Genomic DNA, 17,062 nt, shown 5'->3' with positions numbered 1-17,062 from the left:
CATTCAAGTCTGGGCGCAACTGCTCACACCCTTTTTTCCAAATAAGGGCTGGGGTCGTAGTCTTCGGGGTTGAGGCGTTGGGCTTTGTCTTGGCAGGCTTGGGCGAGTTGGTAGCCGATGATTGGACCGGTGGTGAGGCCGCTTGATCCGAGTCCTGAGGCGGCGTAGAGATTGCTATGGCCAGGGACGGGGCCATAGAAGGGGGCGTAGTCGCTGGTATAGGCCCGGGTGCCGACTTTAACGTCCCGGTAGTCTTCGGGATCGATGGCGGGGATGATGGTGCGGATTGTATCAAAGATATTCGCCATGCTGGTCATGTCGGGTTCGAGGTCAAAGCCCTTGTCGTTTTCATGGGTGGCCCCTAGGTAGAGGGTATCCTGGCCGTGAGGGATGATATCCGCTTCGCCTTCTGGCATGATGAGCGGCCAATTACTGACATCCCGATCATAGACTGTCAGCATGCCTTTTTGGGGGCGAACATCGACTTGGTAGCCGTGGGGTTGGAGCAGGTCGCCCAGCCAAGCTCCTGTGGCTAGGATGACTTGGTCAAAGGCCTGGCTCTGGCCATCTTCTGTGATGACAAGGATCTGATCATCCTGGAAGTCAATCTGGGCTTTAGCTTGGTAGCTGGTCATGCCATTCTTTGTCGCTGCCGCTTGGAGGTCCTCACAGAGCCCTTGACCATCGACAATGGCAGCTCCCTGGCGGATAGCGACTAGGTCTTGGTCGTAGGTCCATTCGTCGAGCTGGGCGCTTTGTTGGGCGGGGGTGAGAATCTCAATATCCCCAATTAGAGGGGCTTCAGGACGACGCGAGAGGGCGATTTGGTAGACATCCTCCCGAGTGCTAGGTTTTTTCTTGAGTAGCCAGGTTTCCTTGCCCTGGTAGGCTTGGCTGGGCTGGTCAGCTGCTTTTAAGTCCTGGAGCATTTCGGGATAGAAGTGGGCTCCAGCATTGGCTAGGCGGTACCAGGCCTTGTTGCGGCGCTGGGAGAACCAGGGGCAGATGATCCCGGCAGCTGCCTTAGAGGCCTGTCCTACGCCATAATCATAGAGGCTGAGGTCGATGTCTGGATTTTGGCTGAGGTAAAAGGTGGCGGTTGATCCAACAATCCCACCACCGATAACTGCAATTTTCACTTATTTATCCTCCTTTTGTTCTTCTTTGGCTTTTTTGACAGTGGAACGATTGATGAGTGGTCGCTTGAGTTTTAAGGTAGCCCACTTATTAGGCAGTTTATCTGCCAGTCGGATGTCCATATTTTGCTCGATGGCCTTCTGCTTAGCTTTACGCACTTGGTCTTCGAAGAGGCGGTCGATGTGCTGGTCGATGTGGAGGTGGCGGCTGCTGAAATGATAGCCGGCAGCGAGTACCAAGCAGAGGGCCAGGAGGAAGACAGGGATGCGGATAATCAGCACATGGTAGGCCAAGGAGAAGAAGGGGATGACCAAGAAGGCCAGGGCAGAGAGAATGGCAGCCAAGAGGTACATGATGTGGTGGCGTTTCTGCCAGAGATGGCCACAAGCGCTCTGTCGGATAAATTTGAAGAGGAAGAAAACACTGGTAGCCAGCATCAGAAACTGTAGGGGGAGCCCCAGAAGAGAGATCGGGACAGGCATGTTCCAAGCACTGTTGAGGTCCCCGTAGTAATAGATCCCATAACCGAACTGGAAGAGGGCGAAGAGCCCGTAAGTAATGACCAGGTAAATGAGTAGATAGTAGGCATAACGCGAGAAATTCTCTACATAGCGGGGGACGTCGAGATGGCGCAGTTCCTGGCGGGCATAGGCGTGGGGGTGCTTGCCCAGGGCTTCTTTGGGGGCTTGCTCCAATCGCTGGGCCTTCTCTAATCGGTCTAATAATTCACTGAGCATTTGGTCGACGGGCGCCTGCATCTCAACTTCCGTGATGACATAGCCTTTGACGGCGTAGTAGTAGAGCTGCCATGGTTGTTTGAGGGCTTGAGCCCGTTCTTGGTTTAAATCATAAAGTGGGCGGACGCCCTCTTTTTCAATACTTTCTTCTGTCACAACGTGCGCCTCCTTTAGCGAAAAATAGTTAACAGAACTCTCTATCATCTTACCGAAGTGCTGGCTAAATAGCTAGCAAAAGTCATGTGATCCGCTAACTTTTTCGTAAATAGTATGTTAATATATAAAATAAGTAAAATGATAAAACGATAAGAAAATGAGGGATGACCATGTATTACAACCAACGTTTGAATAAACCCCAACCATCTACTATCCGTATGATTGCCCAGCAGGTGGCTGAAACGGAAGGGGCTTTAAACTTTACTATTGGAGAACCCGACCTCGCAACGGATCCTAGAATCCAAGCGGCCATGACCCAGGCCCTCCAAGAGGGGCAGACGCATTACGCACCGTCGACTGGGATTCCTGAGCTGCGGGAAGCCATCGCTGCTTACTATGAACGAAGCCATGGGATGGACTTGTCTGCAGAACAAATTTTGATCACCAATGGGGCTTCGGAAGGGATTGCACTGGCGACACATTGCCTGCTCAATGAAGGCGACAAGGTACTTATCCCCTCACCATTCTTTCCTTCTTATGAACTCTGTACGGATTTGGCAGGGGGAGAAGTAGTTGCTGTCGATAGCTCAGATAACGGTTTTAAGTTGAGTTCTGACACGCTTCGTCAAGCCTTGGAAGATCATCCTGAAATCCGTTTACTGATCCTCAACTACCCTAATAATCCGACAGGGACGACTTACAGCAAGGCAGAGATCCAGGCTTTAGCTGAAGTGATCCGAGCTTACGATGTGCTGGTACTCAGTGATGAAATCTATGCGGACTTAGTTTACGATGGAGACCACTATTCGATCTACCAAGAAATTCCTGACCAAACCATCCTGATGGCCGGCGTCTCCAAGACTTACGCCATGACGGGTTTCCGAATTGGCTTCCTCCACCTGCCTGCTGACTACTATTCTTACTTCTTCACCTACCACCAAGCCTTGGTTACCTGTGTGTCAACCCCTGACCAGTACGCTGCCCTAACTGCCTACCGTGATTGTGACGATGTAGTGGCAAGCAATCTAGCAGAGTTTAAAAGACGGCGCCAGGTCTTAATAGACCGCCTATCTGCTATGGGATTGGACTTTATTCAACCGGATGGTGCTTTCTATCTCTTTGGTAAGGTCCACCCAGCTTATGGGGATGACGACTTCCGCTTCGTTGAGGACTTAATCGCCAAGGCTAAGGTCGGCGTGGTGCCGGGTTCCGTCTTTGGTCCTGGTGGCAAGGGCTGGTATCGTCTCTCCTATGCGGCTAGTTATGGAGACTTAGTGGAGGCCATGGACCGGCTGGAAGTTTTTGTAAAATCACTTTAAACATCTTTTTTTCAATTAAGAGGTTGCGACTGTTGTCCTGCCTCTTTTTTTATTTTTAAAGCAAAATTCTTTTCAAGAAACAGAGGAGGCTAGAAAGCTTGATATTTAAGTCTTATGAGCTGTTTATTAGTTTAAAATAAGAAAAATATAACAAATTCACATAAAACCGCTTCCATTTCTATGTGAAGTATGCTATTCTATGTCTTGTAGATCTGAAAGATGAAGCGATTCGCATGGTGAAGCAAGGCGGAAAAGCTTATCCTATCAAGATCTATGCGGAGAAGCTCCTCCTTAAACTGGGTCACTTGCAATAGATAAAATCTTATTCGTGAATCTATTCACTTTATGGCTTTTTTCAAAGGAAAAATGAAAACGGTTTATTGAGGCTTTGAGGCAAAAATGAAGGGAAGTCCCTAAAAAATATTGGAGGTATATGTATGGCAAAATTAGTATTAGAGGATGCGAAATACCATCGCGCGAAACCCTGGGAGATAGCCCTGTTCTCCATGAACAACTCGGCATCTAACCTTTACCTTTTTGCTTTTGGTTTCCTCACTTATTATGCGACTGGGGTGGCTGGTCTGACCACACTCTTGGTTTCTTCTGTTTTGGGTATGGCCCGTTTATTCGATGGGATCATTGACCCAACAATTGGGTTTATTATTGACAACTTCAACACGCGTTGGGGTAAGTATCGTCCGATTATGCTGGTATCAAATATTGGTCTGATCTTATCTTTCCTAATGATCTTTAACCTACATAATTTATCTGGAACGGCTCAGACAGTCATGCTATTTATTTCTTTGATTTTCCATAAAATTGTCTACTCCTTCCAGCAAACGGTAACCAAGGCTGCCCAATCAGCCCTAACCAATGACCCTGAGCAGCGGCCGCTCTTTACCTTATTTGATACGGTGTTTTCCGGGATTGGGGTTTTCTCCATTGGACAATATATCGTTTCTAACTTACTCTTGCCTCAATACCAGAATGAATACAATGGCGACTTCTTTACCGTCTTCATTCCTGGCATCTGCGTAGTTTCCCTTATCTTAACGATTCTGGCGATGATTGGTTTATCTCGTAAAGACCAAACCCGCTACTTCGGTCTTGGGCATGAAGAAGACCAGAAACTTTCCTTGCGTGATGTGTGGAGCATCGTTAAAGGCAATCGTCCGTTACAAATCTTGGCAGTCTGCGGGGGTTTCGTGAAGTTTGTGGCCCAATTAATCGGTGACCAGACTTTCCTTGTTCTCCTCTTCGGAATTATCCTTGCTGACATGCAGTTAGTCGGCCAAGTTTCCCTCTACCTCATCATTCCACAATTCATTATGATCGCTATCTTTACGCGGATTGCAGGTAAGAAGGGGCTGAAGTTTACTTATCAAACGTCGATTATTCTCGCTTTAGCTGCTTGGATTCTAATGACGGTACTCTTTGCGAGCACGACAGACACGACCCAGCTCTTCTCACCAGCCGGCTTCTTGGCTTATTGCTTCTTGGGGCTTTGGATCTGTGCTCGGATCTTCAGTGTTTACCCAACATCAATTGTTCTGACCATGTCAGCTGACATCACGGACTATGAAACCTCACGTACCGGTAAGTATGCTGCTGGAGTTATCGGAACTATCTTCTCCCTGACAGACTCTATCGCTTCTTCGCTGTCACCAATTGTTCTGGGCTTGGTTTTTGCAGGGATTGGCTATGTCGATGGCTTCCCGCAACCTAATGAACCTCTGAATCCCGCTTTGATGCAAGGGGGTTACATGCTCTTAGGCATTATTATCGCTGTCTTCGTTGTGACAGCGATCCTGATTCGCTTCTATCCACTCGATCCTGAAACCATGGAAGAAGTTCAAGCTAAGATCGCTGCCAAAAAAGCTCAAAAAGCCAATGAAACGGCTTAATTGAAAGCTAGCCAGGAAAGGGGATGCCCCTTCCTGGCTTTTCTTTTGCCTTCATCTTGCCTAATCTAGGAGGTACTTAGTATGATAGATGAATAAAAATGATGAGAATGGATAAATGACGGATAAGATAAAATAGAAATATAGGCATCAAAAAAAGCGATCTTTGCCGCTTTTTTTAGTAAATTGTGTGATGAGCATGCCTTCCGCTTTTGAATTTGTCTCTTAAATGTTTGGAGGATCAGCCCGGTTAAAGTCGTCTTGAACTTTAGTTTTATATGATTTTGCTCCAGAGGTCTACTTCTCCCGCTAGCCTTCACACTCTTAGTCGGGTTCGAGGATGCAGAAAGGGCTCCTCTTCATAAAGATCCGTCGAAGACTTTCAGTCTTCTCTGGCTTTTGGCTCCAGAGGTCTATTTCTCCCGCTAGCCTTCACACCCTTAGTCGGGTTCGAGGATGCAGAAAGGGCTCCTCTTCATAAAGATCCGTCGAAGACTTTCAGTCTTCTCTGGTTCTTTATTCCAGAGGTCCCTTTCTCCCGCATCCTCTCACACCCTTTAACTAGGCTTGAGTTTGCCGGTTCCGGTCATCTGGTGGAGGTCGTCCAAGAGGGGTTGGAAGAGGTTGAGCTTGTCAGGATTCTTTCCGGCATAGAGTTCGCTGGGGAAGTAGAGGCGCTGGTCCCCAATCTCCTGGCCGGTAACGGCGCGGATGAGCTGGCTGGCCTGGGAGAGTTCGGTTGTAGTGCCATCCTTGCTGATGATTTCTAGCTGGGTCCGTGGTTTCTTAGCATTGGGCCGGTAGAAGTCATAGGGGAGGTCGAAGTTGCTGTTTTGGGCGGTATAGTAAGTGGTGTCATAGCCCAGAGCTTGGATTTTCTCCTTGACTTCAGCCACTAGATCTTGATCTTCAGGTTCATAGGTCACTGACTTGAAGGGTTTACGGTTGATATAGCGGTGGGCTAGGTCAGTGAGGATGGGGTCGTCGCTCGTGGCTAGCCAGTGCTGGAAGTAGGTCTCCAAGACCCCATCATCCAAGTGGAGGTAGTCGGTCAAGGTCCAGTTCTCCTGGAAGAAGGGGAGGAGGAAGGGTGAGGTCTTGACGAAATATTTTGGGTTGTCCTTGTAGAGGGCCTGGGCCCGGGCTAAAAGCCGACTGAGCAGGACTTCCATGCCCCGGGAAACAGGATGGAAGTAGACTTGCATATACATCTGATAGCGGCTCACCACATAGTCTTCGACGGCATGCATGCCAGCTTCGTTGAAGATAATGCCGTTTTTTGTTGGCCGCATGACGCGGAGGATCCGGTTGAGGTCGAAGGTTCCATAATGGGTCCCGGTGAAGTAAGAGTCGCGTAAGAGATAGTCCATCCGGTCAGCATCGCACTGGCTGGAAATCAACTGGACGACTTGGGGATTGGGATAGGTGTGGTCAATGACAGCAGCTACCTTTTGGGGGAAGTCGTCGCTGATGGCGGCAAGGATTTTGTGGACCTGGCTTTCGTCATTGAGAATAATTTGCCGGGTAATAGCTTCGTGGTCGGTGTCGAAGAGCTTCTCGAAAGTATGGGAGAAGGCGCCATGACCGATATCGTGGAGGAGGGCGGCACAGAGAACGACTAGCCGCTCGCTGTCGTCCCAGAGCCCGTCGCCTTCGCTCTGTGAGGGATAGTTGCGAACGAAGCGGTCGCAGATGCGCCGGGCGATATCATAGACACCCAGGCAGTGGCTGAAGCGGTTGTGGACGGCGCCGTGGAAGGTGAGGTGGGCGGTGCCCAGCTGCTTGATCCGACGCAGGCGCTGGAATTCAGGCGTATTGATTAAGTCCAAAATCACTTGGTGTTGGACCCGGATTTCGGAATGGACCGGGTCGAGGAAGATTTTCTCGCGGATAGTCTGTTGGCTGCTAAGCGACATGGCTGGGCTCCTTTCTGCTTAAATGTCCTGGTTGCGCTTGCTCATCTTGGCCAGGTCCTTGCTGAGGTCTATTTGGTCCAGGTCAAGGAGGCTTTGGCTGGCGGTATCGGTACTTAAAACCTCTTGAATGGCTGCCTTGAAGCGGTCCAGTTGACCGAGTTCGGGCACCACATCGGAAATATTGTGCATGCTTTCGGGAAGGACATCGGGGTAGTCATCACGCTTGGCTTCTTGGACCTGGCTGGCCTGGTAGAAGTCGCGGATCAGCTGGCCGCGGCGGATCTGGTCGCCTTCTAAGGAGACATAGGCGGAAATACCAATAGCCGAACCAATTCGGCGTTGGGCGAGTCCGGCAATTTTTTTGCCTTGGAGACTGAGGTCGTAGCTACCGGGACAGTAGGACCGGGTGATTTCGCCGGCTTGGACCTGCTCTTGGTAGGGAGCGAGGACCTGGTTGATTAAGCGGAGTAGGACTTCATAAGCGTCATCGATACTGAGTCGGCCGCCAGCTGGCTTGATGAGGAGGCTGAAGTTTAGGATGCCGGGGTCACTGACGACTGCCAATCCACCAGAGGGACGGATAACTGGGCTGTAGCTAGAAGCCTTGAGGAAGTCTACACCAGCTTGGAAGTCGGGCAAGCGGGTGTCGACCATGCCGAGATAGATAGCAGGGTCGCCCGGCCAGAAGTGGAGGACAGCATCTGCTTCTAGTTCGTCCTTGCTCAAAGCGCGCAGGAGATAATCGTCCACAGCAAAAGGACGGAGGGCTTGGTCACTAGGGACGAATTCATCCACAATGGCTAAATGGGGGCTTTTTGAATAAAGGGCACTAATAATCACAGGGTTCACACTTTCTATAGATAATTTACTCTTAGTATAACCCAAATTGGCCCGGGACAAAACGCTTGAGGCCTTTTCTTTTGCCTGTATTTCGTGTAGGATTAGGGGAAGACAAGTGGAGGTGGCCAGATGTCCAAAGGAAAACAAGCAGTCCATGTGAATTTAAGAAATCGGATCAGTCAAGCAGGTTCTAAGGAAGACCTGCAATTGAATAGTCAGGGGGCTTACTTCCGTTTAGGGGAAAAGCACTATCTCGAATACCAGGAAGAACAAGCCGACCAAGCGCCTGCTCAAGTCCGCGTCAAAGTCGACTTGAAAGCGGGACGGGCTCTCATCCAGCGGCGGACCGCTGAGGGGGCCATGCGCCTGCCCCTAGTTGTGGGTCAAGCTATTCCTACCCATTATCAGGTCGGGGCTTACCGGATCCCCATGACGGTTGAACTTAAGTCCTTGAACCATGACTTTGGGACGGATAAGGGCAGCCTGCGCTTGGTCTATGAGATCTCAGGCCTCGACGACCAGCCCATCCGTCATGAATTAAAATTGCATTACCACGCTGAAATAGTGTAAAATTATAAGGAATGGATTTTTTTGATACCTACTATAGAGGAAGCTTGAAAGGATGAATAATCAGTGAAATTAGAACGTTTAGATCATCAAAATAAATCAGAGCTCTCAATGATTGAAGTGGCCCACGAAATCTTAAGAGAAAGTAACCAAGTTTATGAATTTAACCACTTACTAGAAGAGGTCCAAGAGTATATGGGATTGACTACCGATGAATTGGAACAACGGATGGTACTCTTCTACACCCAAATGAATGCCGATGGGTCCTTCATTTCGCTAGGGGAAAACCGCTGGGGGCTTCGAGCTTGGTACCCTGTGGATTCTATTGATGAAGAAATTATTTCGACGATTGATGATGATGACATCAAGAAGAAACACAAACGCTCGAAGAATGTCCTCACTGCCTTGGATGAAGATGTCATTGACTACTCAGACGACGATCCAGAAGACCATGAAGTGGACGAAGATGACTATGATTATGAGGATGAAGACGAGGACGAAGAAGATGAAAGCCGGGAATTGAATGATTACCGGGCTGATCTTGACGAACTCGGCGATGATGATCCGGAAGATGAACTAGAGGACGGCCTAGAAGGCGACCTAGGGATTATTGATGATGATGATCTGGATGCGGATGAAGACGAGGACGATGATCTCTAAGTCTCGGCTTCTGGATGCGATGGTGCCTGATGAAATAGTATGCTGACCATCTATTACTGGTCAGAACTTACTTATACGAAGCTGATTTTTATTGCTAGCTTATATCAATCATGCCTATCAAATTCCAAAATATAATAATTTCAACTTGACTTGAAAGTTTTTTTGCCTTAGAATTTTATTTGGGCACTTTAAGAACGATAGTGAGTGAGCTCCTATTCCAATCGCGGAATGGGAGTTTTTTTGTTTTTTGTCCTGGAGTGTTCGCCTCAATTTATGGGAAAGGTTGGACAAAAAAATGACACAAGAAACTAAGTATATCTTCGTAACGGGAGGCGTTGTTTCATCGATTGGTAAGGGACTCTTGGCGGCTTCCTTGGGCCGGCTCTTAAAGAACAAGGGCTTGGCTGTGACCCTGCAGAAATTTGATCCTTATATCAATGTCGATCCAGGGACGATGAGCCCCTACCAGCATGGGGAGGTCTATGTGCTCGATGATGGGACGGAGACGGACCTGGACTTAGGTCACTACGAACGCTTGACGGATAGTCCCTTGAACCAATATTCCAATGTGACGACGGGCAAGATCTATTCCGAAGTACTGGCCAAGGAGCGCCGGGGAGACTATCTGGGGGCGACGGTCCAGGTGATTCCCCATATTACGGATGCCATTAAGGAGAAGGTTCTCTGGGCAGGTCATTCGACCCAGGCAGATGTGGTGATTACGGAGATTGGAGGGACCGTGGGCGATATCGAGTCCCAGCCTTTTATGGAGGCTATCCGCCAGCTGAAAAAAGACCTAGGCGCCAAGAATACCTGCTATATCCATACTACCCTCCTGCCTTACCTGGAAGCAGCAGGGGAGCTGAAGACCAAACCTACCCAGCATTCAGTAAAGGAATTGCGGAGTCTAGGTATCCAGGCCGACTTCTTAATTGTCCGCAGCCAGCTGGCTATGCCAGAAGGGATGCGGGCCAAGCTCGCCCGCTTCTGCGATGTAGAAGAAGACCATATTATCGAAAACCGGGATGTAGAAACCATCTACGCCCTGCCGCTTGCCCTCAAGGCCCAGGAACTAGACGATAAGGTTTGCCAGGCCCTAGCTCTGACTGGCCTGCCTGAAGCCGACATGACCAGCTGGACCCAGCTTGTGGACCGGGTGGTGACGGTTAAGGACAAAGTGAAGATCGCCTTGGTCGGCAAGTATGTCGCCTTGCCCGATGCCTATCTTTCTGTAGCGGAAGCTCTCCGCCATGCAGGCTACCAGGAAGGCCTAGAAGTGGACATTGACTGGGTGGATGCGGAAAGCTTAAGCCCTGACCAGGTCCACCAAGCCTTGGCCGGGGCGGATGGTATCCTGGTGCCCGGAGGTTTTGGTAGTCGGGGGATTGAGGGGAAGATCCGCGCCATCCAATACGCTCGCGAAGAAGGGGTAGCTTTCTTAGGGATCTGTCTTGGCATGCAGCTAGCTTGTGTGGAATTTGCTCGCCATGTCTGCGGTCTCCCCAAAGCCCAGTCTTCTGAGATTGATAGCCAGACGTCTGACCCTGTGATTAGCTTGATGGCCGACCAAGTGGGGCAGGCAGAGCTCGGTGGCAGCCAGCGTTTGGGTGCCTATCCCTGCCGCTTGCTTGAGGGCAGCCTGGCCCAGTCCCTCTACGGCCAAGCAGAGATCAAGGAGCGCCACCGCCACCGCTATGAATTCAATAATGCCTACCGTGACCAATTAGCAGCAGCTGGGCTCAAGTTCTCTGGGCTTTCGCCTGACGGGCGCCTGGTTGAAATCGTGGAATTGCCCGACCATCCTTTCTTTATCGCCAGCCAGTTCCACCCTGAATTCTTATCCCGTCCAGATCGTCCTCATCCGCTCTTTAGGGGCTTGGTCCGGGCAGCTAAGGGACATTAATTGTTCTTTTATCTATGAAAAAACTTTCAACTTTAAACTTTTCTTAAAAACTTCGATTGGGGCTGTCAAACGACTGAATATCCGTTATAATGTTAACTTGAGAAGATAGTAATTTTTTTAATTTTATCGATAGAATACTTGCGCCTGATCGAAAGCTCACTTAGCGGGGGACCGGTTGGGAACGAAAGGAATGCAAAATGAAAAAGTTTATCATAAATGGTGGTAAACCGTTAAAGGGAGAAGTTTTAGTTAGCGGTGCTAAGAATAGTACGGTCGCTTTGATTCCTGCTGCTATTATGGGGAATAGCCCAGTCAGTTTAGACGGTGTGCCAGACATTGCTGACGTAAAGGCCCTTATTGAAATTTTGGAAGATTTTAACTGTGAAGTGTCTTTTGAGAACAACCATTTAGTCATTGATCCAGAGAATATGGTCAATATTCCGATGCCGGAAGGAAAAATACAGAGTCTTCGGGCATCCTATTATTTTATGGGCGCCTTATTAGCTAAGTATGGGGAAGGAGTAGTTGGCTTGCCAGGGGGCTGTTCCATTGGTCCACGTCCTATCGACCTCCATATTAAGGGCTTTGAAGCGCTGGGAGCAGTGATTGAGAACCAACAAGGGGCGATTCACTTTTCCACCCCTAACGGCCTCCATGGGGCAGAAATCTATATGGATGTGGTGAGTGTAGGCGCGACCATCAATGTCATGCTGGCTGCAACCATGGCCAAGGGCAAGACGACCATCGAGAACGCGGCCCGCGAACCGGAGATTATCGATGTGGTCTCCCTGCTCAATAAGATGGGGGCTAAGATCAAGGGGGCCGGGACTTCTACTATCCGGATTGAAGGGGTGGATGAGCTGACTGGAACTAACCATCAGATCATTCCCGACCGAATCGAGGCCGGGACCTATCTGACCGCAGCAGCTGCTATCGGTCAAGGGGTTACTGTGAAGAATGTGATCTTTGAACATATCGAAGGTTTTGTCGCTAAGATGGGTGAAATGGGTGTGCAAATGGATATCTATGAAGATGAAATCTATGTTCATCCCGCCCAAGACGACCTGGCTATGGTCAGCATTAAGACCATGCCTTATCCAGGTTTTGCGACTGACCTCCAGCAGCCTATCACGCCACTCTTACTCAAGGCACAAGGTGAGGGAACCATTGAAGATACGATTTATCCTAAGCGTATTAAGCACATTCCTGAACTCGTCCGCATGGGCGCCCAGGCCAAGGTTCTTAATGACCAGATCCACCTCTCCGGGCCGAGTTGTCTCCGAGGCGCAGAAGTGACTGCTTCTGACTTACGGGCAGGGGCCTGCTTGATCAATGCTGCCCTGATGGCAGAAGGCCGTACAGATCTTTATGGTGCTGAGCATATCCTGAGAGGCTATGATAAGATTGCCGACAAGCTCCAACACTTGGGCGCTGATATCGAATTAGTCGAAGAATAGAAAAAATAAAAAATCACATTGCATTGCGCGATGGGATGTGGTAACATATCAATGTTATGTCAAAATAATCTCTGGCTAGCAGATAGCCAGGGCGCAAAGGAGAGAAAGAATAATGAAACAAGGCATCCATCCAGACTACCAACCCGTTGTATTTATGGATACAACAACAGGTTTTAAATTCTTATCTGGCTCAACTCGTGGGTCAAGCGAAACTGTTGAATGGGAAGATGGGAACACTTACCCATTGATCCGTGTTGAAATCTCATCAGATTCACACCCATTCTACACTGGCCGCCAAAAATTCACGCAAGCCGATGGTCGTGTGGACCGCTTCAACAAGAAGTACGGTTTTGCAGACAAAAATGCTTAAGAAATGGTCTCTTGACCAAGCCGAGCAGCTCAATCGAGCTGCTCTTTTTTTCGCCTTATAGGCAAGTTTCTGATAGGATAGGGGGAGAAGGAGGAAAGGATATGAAAAAACACGAGCGATGGGGCACTTAGAGGTTTCTGAAGTGGGGATGGGCTGTATGGGTTTTTCCCATGGTTATGGTCCTGTTCCTGCTAAGGAAGAGAGTATCCAAGCGATTCGAGCAGGCTATGAGGCGGGCTGTACCCTCTTTGATACGGCGGCTTCTTATGGTAAGGAAATGTTCTATCCTGGGCACAATGAAGAACTTTTGGGCCAGGCCCTAGCGCCCTTCTGCCAAGAGGTCTATTTGGCTAGCAAGGTTCACTTAGAGGAAGGTAAAGTAGCCACTCTTAGTCAAGTTAAAGCTTATGTGCGTCAACAATTGGAGGGGTCTTTGCAGCGCTTGGGAACGGATTACTTGGATATCTACTATCTCCACCGGATCAATGAAGCTATTCCCTTAGCGGATGTAGCAGGAGCTATGGCGACTTTATCCAGGAAGGCTTGATCCGCGAGTCGGGGCTCTCTCAGGCTTCTCTACCAGCTATCGGCCCACCGCGTCACCCCCTTAGCAGCTGTTCAGAATGATTCCTATACCAGGATCCAAAAACCAGGATCGTATCTTAGTGAACTTAGCCCCTGCGAAAATTCACTTTACGCCCGAGGAATTTGAGACCTTAAACGAAGCCATTGATCGCTTCAAAATCCATGGCCATCGGGGGCATGTGGAAAGTGAACAGGCTTCTTTTGGCCGGAATTAGTCAGGCCAAGAAGACAGCTAGAAGCAGTCGTCATCTCGAAAAAAAGGTCAACTAGTCTCAAGCTTCTAGGTGAGCACTTGGCAGGGTTGACCTTTTGTTTTAATCCCCTTCTGCTTCGGAAGGGGCTGAGCGTTTGACCGCCTCTTGGAGTTGCTGGATATAGGCTTGGCCGATTGGGTTGAGGGGGTGGAAGTTGTGGGTGATGTAACCAATCTCAATCGCTTCCTCGCAAGCTAAGGGCTTGGCCAGGATGTCGCCACCATTGAGGTCGGAATTAATAATCCCTGAGCAGATGGTGTAACCATCCAGACCGATCAGTAGGTTGAAGAGGGTGGCCCGGTCAGATACAATAATTGATTTGTCTGCTACATGGTCGGCCAGGACCTCCTCCCAATAATAGAAAGAATTGTGGACGCCTTGTTCGTAGCTGAGCTTAGGATAGGGAGCCAGGTCGTCCAAGGTCAGCTGGGCACGGTCGGCTAGGGGATGGTTGGCGTAGATAAAGATGTGGGGCTCTGCTTGCATAAGGGGCGTGAAGCTAAGGTCGCGTTCGGCTAAGGCATTAGCGATGACTTGCTGGTTGAAGCGGCTGCGGTAGAGGACACCGATTTCAGACCGCTGGTTGGCGACATCTTCAATTACCTCATAGGTCCGGGATTCCTTGAGAGTCGCCTGGTACTTGGGGTAGGAGTTCTCCTTGAGCAGACGGACGAAGGCATCTACGACGAAGGCATAGTGCTGGGCCGATACGCTAAAGATTCGCCGGGGCCGTTCGCTTTCCTGGTAGCGGGTCTTAAGTAGGTCGACCTGGGCAAGAATTTGTTGGGCATAAGTTAGGAAGTCTTCTCCCGCTTCAGTCAACACAGCTCCTTTCTTGCTTCGCTTAAAGAGTTGGACTTCCATTTCCTGTTCCAACTCCTTAATGGCATTGGAGAGAGAGGGTTGGGAGAGATAGAGGGCCTTGGCTGCCTGGGTAATGGAACCCGTCTCAGCCACCTTGCTGAGGTATTGTAATTGTTCGATGCGCATAGGAAATCCCCTCACTTTCTGTTTTGATCCATTATAACGAAAGTTAGATTCTAGGATTAGAGATTAAATAAAGAACAAAAATTGGTTTCTCTTATGATAAATTTGGCTTAAGTATTTCTAAAGCGTTCAGTAATGTATTTTTTGATTGGAACAAATTTGCTCTTATTTTTTCAGCCGATTCTTGCGGAATAAAAGCTTCTTATTCTTTTGATTGGGATCGTTTGTAGCTTTCAAAAGCCTATCATGTCAGGCTTTAAGGGAAGGGGAGAGATGAAGAGAAAATCAGCTTGCTAGCAAGTCAATGGAGCTGGGAGGCAGCTTTATAAGAGATAAAAAAGCACTATGCTAAAGACTTTTCAGTAAGAGTTTTCGTTCTTAAAGAAATTCTTGACGAATGAACAGCAGTGGAATATGTTATATTATCGATTAGATATAAGTCAAGAAAGTTATAAGTGGAATAAATATAGAAGAGGTATTGAGTAATGATTGAAATGAAGGATATTGAATACGTAAAAGCCATCCATGAGCATAGTACCCTGACTAAGGCTGCGGAGAGTTTATTTATTACCCAACCCTCCCTTAGTATGTACATCAAGAATATGGAAGAACGTTTGGGCTACCATCTTTTCCAACGGGTTGGTAAACGTCTCGTTCTCAACTATGCCGGGGAAGAGTTCGTGAAGTATGGCAATGACATCTTAACCATGCGTGATGAGCTGGAGATGACCATGCAGACCATCAAGGATAAGAATTATGGCCGGATTCGTATTGGGATCCCTCTTATTCGCGGTTCTTATCTCATGCCACCCGTACTGCCCGAGTATGAGAAGCTCTACCCACGGGTTGAAGTGCAGTTAGTGGAAGAAACGGCAACCATCTTGGAAGATCGGATTATGAACGGGGACTGCGATATTATTATCATCAACGCCAGCAATGAGAATGCCAACCTGACCTATGACAAGATTGGTACCGAAGAAATCTTGGTTGCTCTCCCCCATGACCACCCTGCGGTCGCTACTGCAGTAGACAACCCGGATTCCAAGTATCCGATGATTGACCTAGCCGATCTTAAGGATGACCGTTTCATTGTGTCGACAAATGATACGAAGATTAGTCGGGAGATGGATAAGCTCTTTAACCAGGAACATTTCCATCCTGCACGTACTATCAAGACCAATAACATTCAAACAGCCGTTAACTTAACCATCCGGGGTTACGGGGTTTCCTTGGTTTATGAGAACCACTACCGCAATCTCAACCTGAAACAAGAGAATGCGCCGCGTCTCTTCTCTTTCTCCTGCCCAAGCTCTAAGTCCGATGTGATCATCGCTTACCGTAAGGGGATGCCCCTGCCTAAGTATATGGAAGATTTCATCGAATTAGCCAAGAAAATTTTCTCTACTGCCCTGCAGTTTAATTAATTTTTAAACTTTTTATAAGTAATATGACTTGTCATCCCCAGGGAAAACTAAGATAATAGCTCTATAGTAAACGATTTAGGGGGGCAAGTATGCGTCAAAATCTTACACGTCTTCTGGGAGTGGTCCTGATTGTGATTGGACTTTTCTTCCTTGGCCAGCACTATATTAGTGGCTATCAGATCCAACAGAATCAAAACGACGTTGCCATTGAGAATATGACGGCCGATCAGTTGAAGGATAACCAGGCCAAGGACGCGGTCTTTGACCATAGTGAAATCCGCAATGTGAGTGAGAAGGAAGTTCGTGAATCACGGGAGCGGATTAAGAATGGTTATGCTGATGTGAATGTCATTGGTGCCTTGGCCATGCCGGATGCCGATGTTAAGGTTTCCATTATGAAAGGGCTGAGTGAGGATGTGCTCTTGTCAGGGGCAGGTACCTTCTATCCCGACCAGAAGATGGGGGAAGGGAATTACCCACTGGCTAGCCACAATATGAATGTAGTCCAAAAAGGCCTCCTTCTCTCACCAATTGTTGATAATGCTCAAGTGGGTCAAAAGATTTTTATGACCGACTTGGAGAAGATTTACGTCTATGACACTTACTTTGTCGAAGATGTGCCACCGACTCGAGTGGACCTGGTCGACCCCAAGCTCTTGGATCCCGAGACCCAGAAGCCAATTATTACCCTGATGACCTGTACGGATGATGCAACAGAACGTCGGATTGTCCAAGGTCGTCTTGTGGAGACCCAGGATTTCAGCCAGGCTAGTCCTGACTTATTAGCACTCTTTGAGAAGGATTAGATTATACTTTAGCCTCAGCTTAGCTGGGGCTTTTTGTTTGGAA

Annotated in this window: 16 protein-coding genes; 11 read left to right on the top strand and 5 right to left on the bottom strand. The window is 48.6% G+C overall.

Translation table 11 applies throughout. The features are described from left to right. Nucleotides 1-23: 23 nt before the first annotated feature. Nucleotides 24-1,139, bottom strand: coding sequence for an NAD(P)/FAD-dependent oxidoreductase (locus tag HMPREF2626_RS03040; protein WP_070617270.1), 1,116 nt, complete (start codon nt 1,137-1,139; stop codon nt 24-26). Beyond that, a complete protein-coding gene (locus HMPREF2626_RS03035; RefSeq protein WP_070617268.1) occupies nt 1,140-2,030 on the bottom strand; it encodes a hypothetical protein in 891 nt (296 codons plus the stop codon). It abuts the gene before it with no gap. Between the two features lie 170 nt (nt 2,031-2,200). Between HMPREF2626_RS03035 and HMPREF2626_RS03030 the strand changes: the two genes are divergently transcribed. Together HMPREF2626_RS03030 and HMPREF2626_RS03025 are read left to right on the top strand one after the other, a co-directional pair. After that, nucleotides 2,201-3,349 (top strand): pyridoxal phosphate-dependent aminotransferase, encoded by a 1,149-nt coding sequence (locus HMPREF2626_RS03030; protein ID WP_070617266.1) that lies wholly within the window; start codon nt 2,201-2,203, stop codon nt 3,347-3,349. A gap of 437 nt (nt 3,350-3,786) precedes the next feature. After that, nucleotides 3,787-5,253: an MFS transporter gene (locus HMPREF2626_RS03025; protein ID WP_070617264.1), complete on the top strand. Its 1,467-nt coding sequence runs from the start codon at nt 3,787-3,789 to the stop codon at nt 5,251-5,253. A gap of 554 nt (nt 5,254-5,807) precedes the next feature. On the opposite strand, the gene HMPREF2626_RS03020 is transcribed toward HMPREF2626_RS03025, so the two are convergent. Continuing rightward, on the bottom strand, nt 5,808-7,166 hold the full coding sequence (locus HMPREF2626_RS03020) for an HD domain-containing protein (protein ID WP_070617262.1): 1,359 nt from the start codon (nt 7,164-7,166) through the stop codon (nt 5,808-5,810). An 18-nt stretch (nt 7,167-7,184) separates the two neighbouring features. Beyond that, nucleotides 7,185-8,006, bottom strand: a complete 822-nt coding sequence (locus HMPREF2626_RS03015) for a lipoate--protein ligase family protein (RefSeq protein WP_070617260.1) — start codon at nt 8,004-8,006, stop codon at nt 7,185-7,187. 129 nt (nt 8,007-8,135) lie between these two features. Here HMPREF2626_RS03015 and HMPREF2626_RS03010 point away from each other — a divergent pair, with 129 nt between their 5' ends. From HMPREF2626_RS03010 to HMPREF2626_RS10265, 7 genes are all read left to right on the top strand, one after another. Continuing rightward, nucleotides 8,136-8,576, top strand: a complete 441-nt coding sequence (locus HMPREF2626_RS03010) for a YwiB family protein (protein ID WP_070617259.1) — start codon at nt 8,136-8,138, stop codon at nt 8,574-8,576. Nucleotides 8,577-8,639: 63 nt separating this feature from the next. Then, a complete protein-coding gene (gene rpoE / locus HMPREF2626_RS03005; protein WP_070617257.1) occupies nt 8,640-9,233 on the top strand; it encodes a DNA-directed RNA polymerase subunit delta in 594 nt (197 codons plus the stop codon). Nucleotides 9,234-9,528: 295 nt separating this feature from the next. Beyond that, the gene (locus HMPREF2626_RS03000; RefSeq protein ID WP_070617255.1) at nt 9,529-11,136 is read left to right on the top strand and encodes a CTP synthase; all 1,608 of its coding nucleotides are present in this window, start codon (nt 9,529-9,531) and stop codon (nt 11,134-11,136) included. A 197-nt stretch (nt 11,137-11,333) separates the two neighbouring features. Next, the gene (locus tag HMPREF2626_RS02995; RefSeq protein ID WP_070617254.1) at nt 11,334-12,593 is read left to right on the top strand and encodes a UDP-N-acetylglucosamine 1-carboxyvinyltransferase; all 1,260 of its coding nucleotides are present in this window, start codon (nt 11,334-11,336) and stop codon (nt 12,591-12,593) included. Nucleotides 12,594-12,705: 112 nt separating this feature from the next. After that, entirely contained in the window at nt 12,706-12,963 is a 258-nt protein-coding gene (locus tag HMPREF2626_RS02990) for a type B 50S ribosomal protein L31 (protein ID WP_067974368.1), read from the top strand. Between the two features lie 157 nt (nt 12,964-13,120). Next, complete coding sequence (locus HMPREF2626_RS10270; RefSeq protein ID WP_246818915.1) at nt 13,121-13,510, top strand: aldo/keto reductase; 390 nt, start codon at nt 13,121-13,123, stop codon at nt 13,508-13,510. Nucleotides 13,511-13,586: 76 nt separating this feature from the next. Then, nucleotides 13,587-13,763 carry a hypothetical protein gene (locus HMPREF2626_RS10265; protein WP_246818914.1) on the top strand — a complete coding sequence of 59 codons (177 nt, stop codon included), beginning with the start codon at nt 13,587-13,589 and terminating at the stop codon, nt 13,761-13,763. A gap of 99 nt (nt 13,764-13,862) precedes the next feature. Here the strand turns inward: HMPREF2626_RS10265 and HMPREF2626_RS02980 are convergent, their stop codons facing one another. Continuing rightward, nucleotides 13,863-14,792 (bottom strand): LysR family transcriptional regulator, encoded by a 930-nt coding sequence (locus tag HMPREF2626_RS02980; protein WP_070617252.1) that lies wholly within the window; start codon nt 14,790-14,792, stop codon nt 13,863-13,865. Nucleotides 14,793-15,274: 482 nt separating this feature from the next. On the opposite strand from HMPREF2626_RS02980, the gene HMPREF2626_RS02975 reads away from it, so the two are divergent. Then, nucleotides 15,275-16,213 (top strand): LysR family transcriptional regulator, encoded by a 939-nt coding sequence (locus tag HMPREF2626_RS02975; RefSeq protein ID WP_083294314.1) that lies wholly within the window; start codon nt 15,275-15,277, stop codon nt 16,211-16,213. Nucleotides 16,214-16,302: 89 nt separating this feature from the next. Further along, the gene (locus HMPREF2626_RS02970) at nt 16,303-17,019 is read left to right on the top strand and encodes a class A sortase (RefSeq protein WP_070617249.1); all 717 of its coding nucleotides are present in this window, start codon (nt 16,303-16,305) and stop codon (nt 17,017-17,019) included. Nucleotides 17,020-17,062 lie beyond the last annotated feature (43 nt).

The sequence above is a fragment of the Aerococcus sp. HMSC062A02 genome, assembly GCF_001809535.1.
GTDB lineage: Bacteria > Bacillota > Bacilli > Lactobacillales > Aerococcaceae > Aerococcus.
Note: the sequence above shows the minus strand (reverse complement) of the source record. Positions and strands in the feature narration are given on the sequence as shown.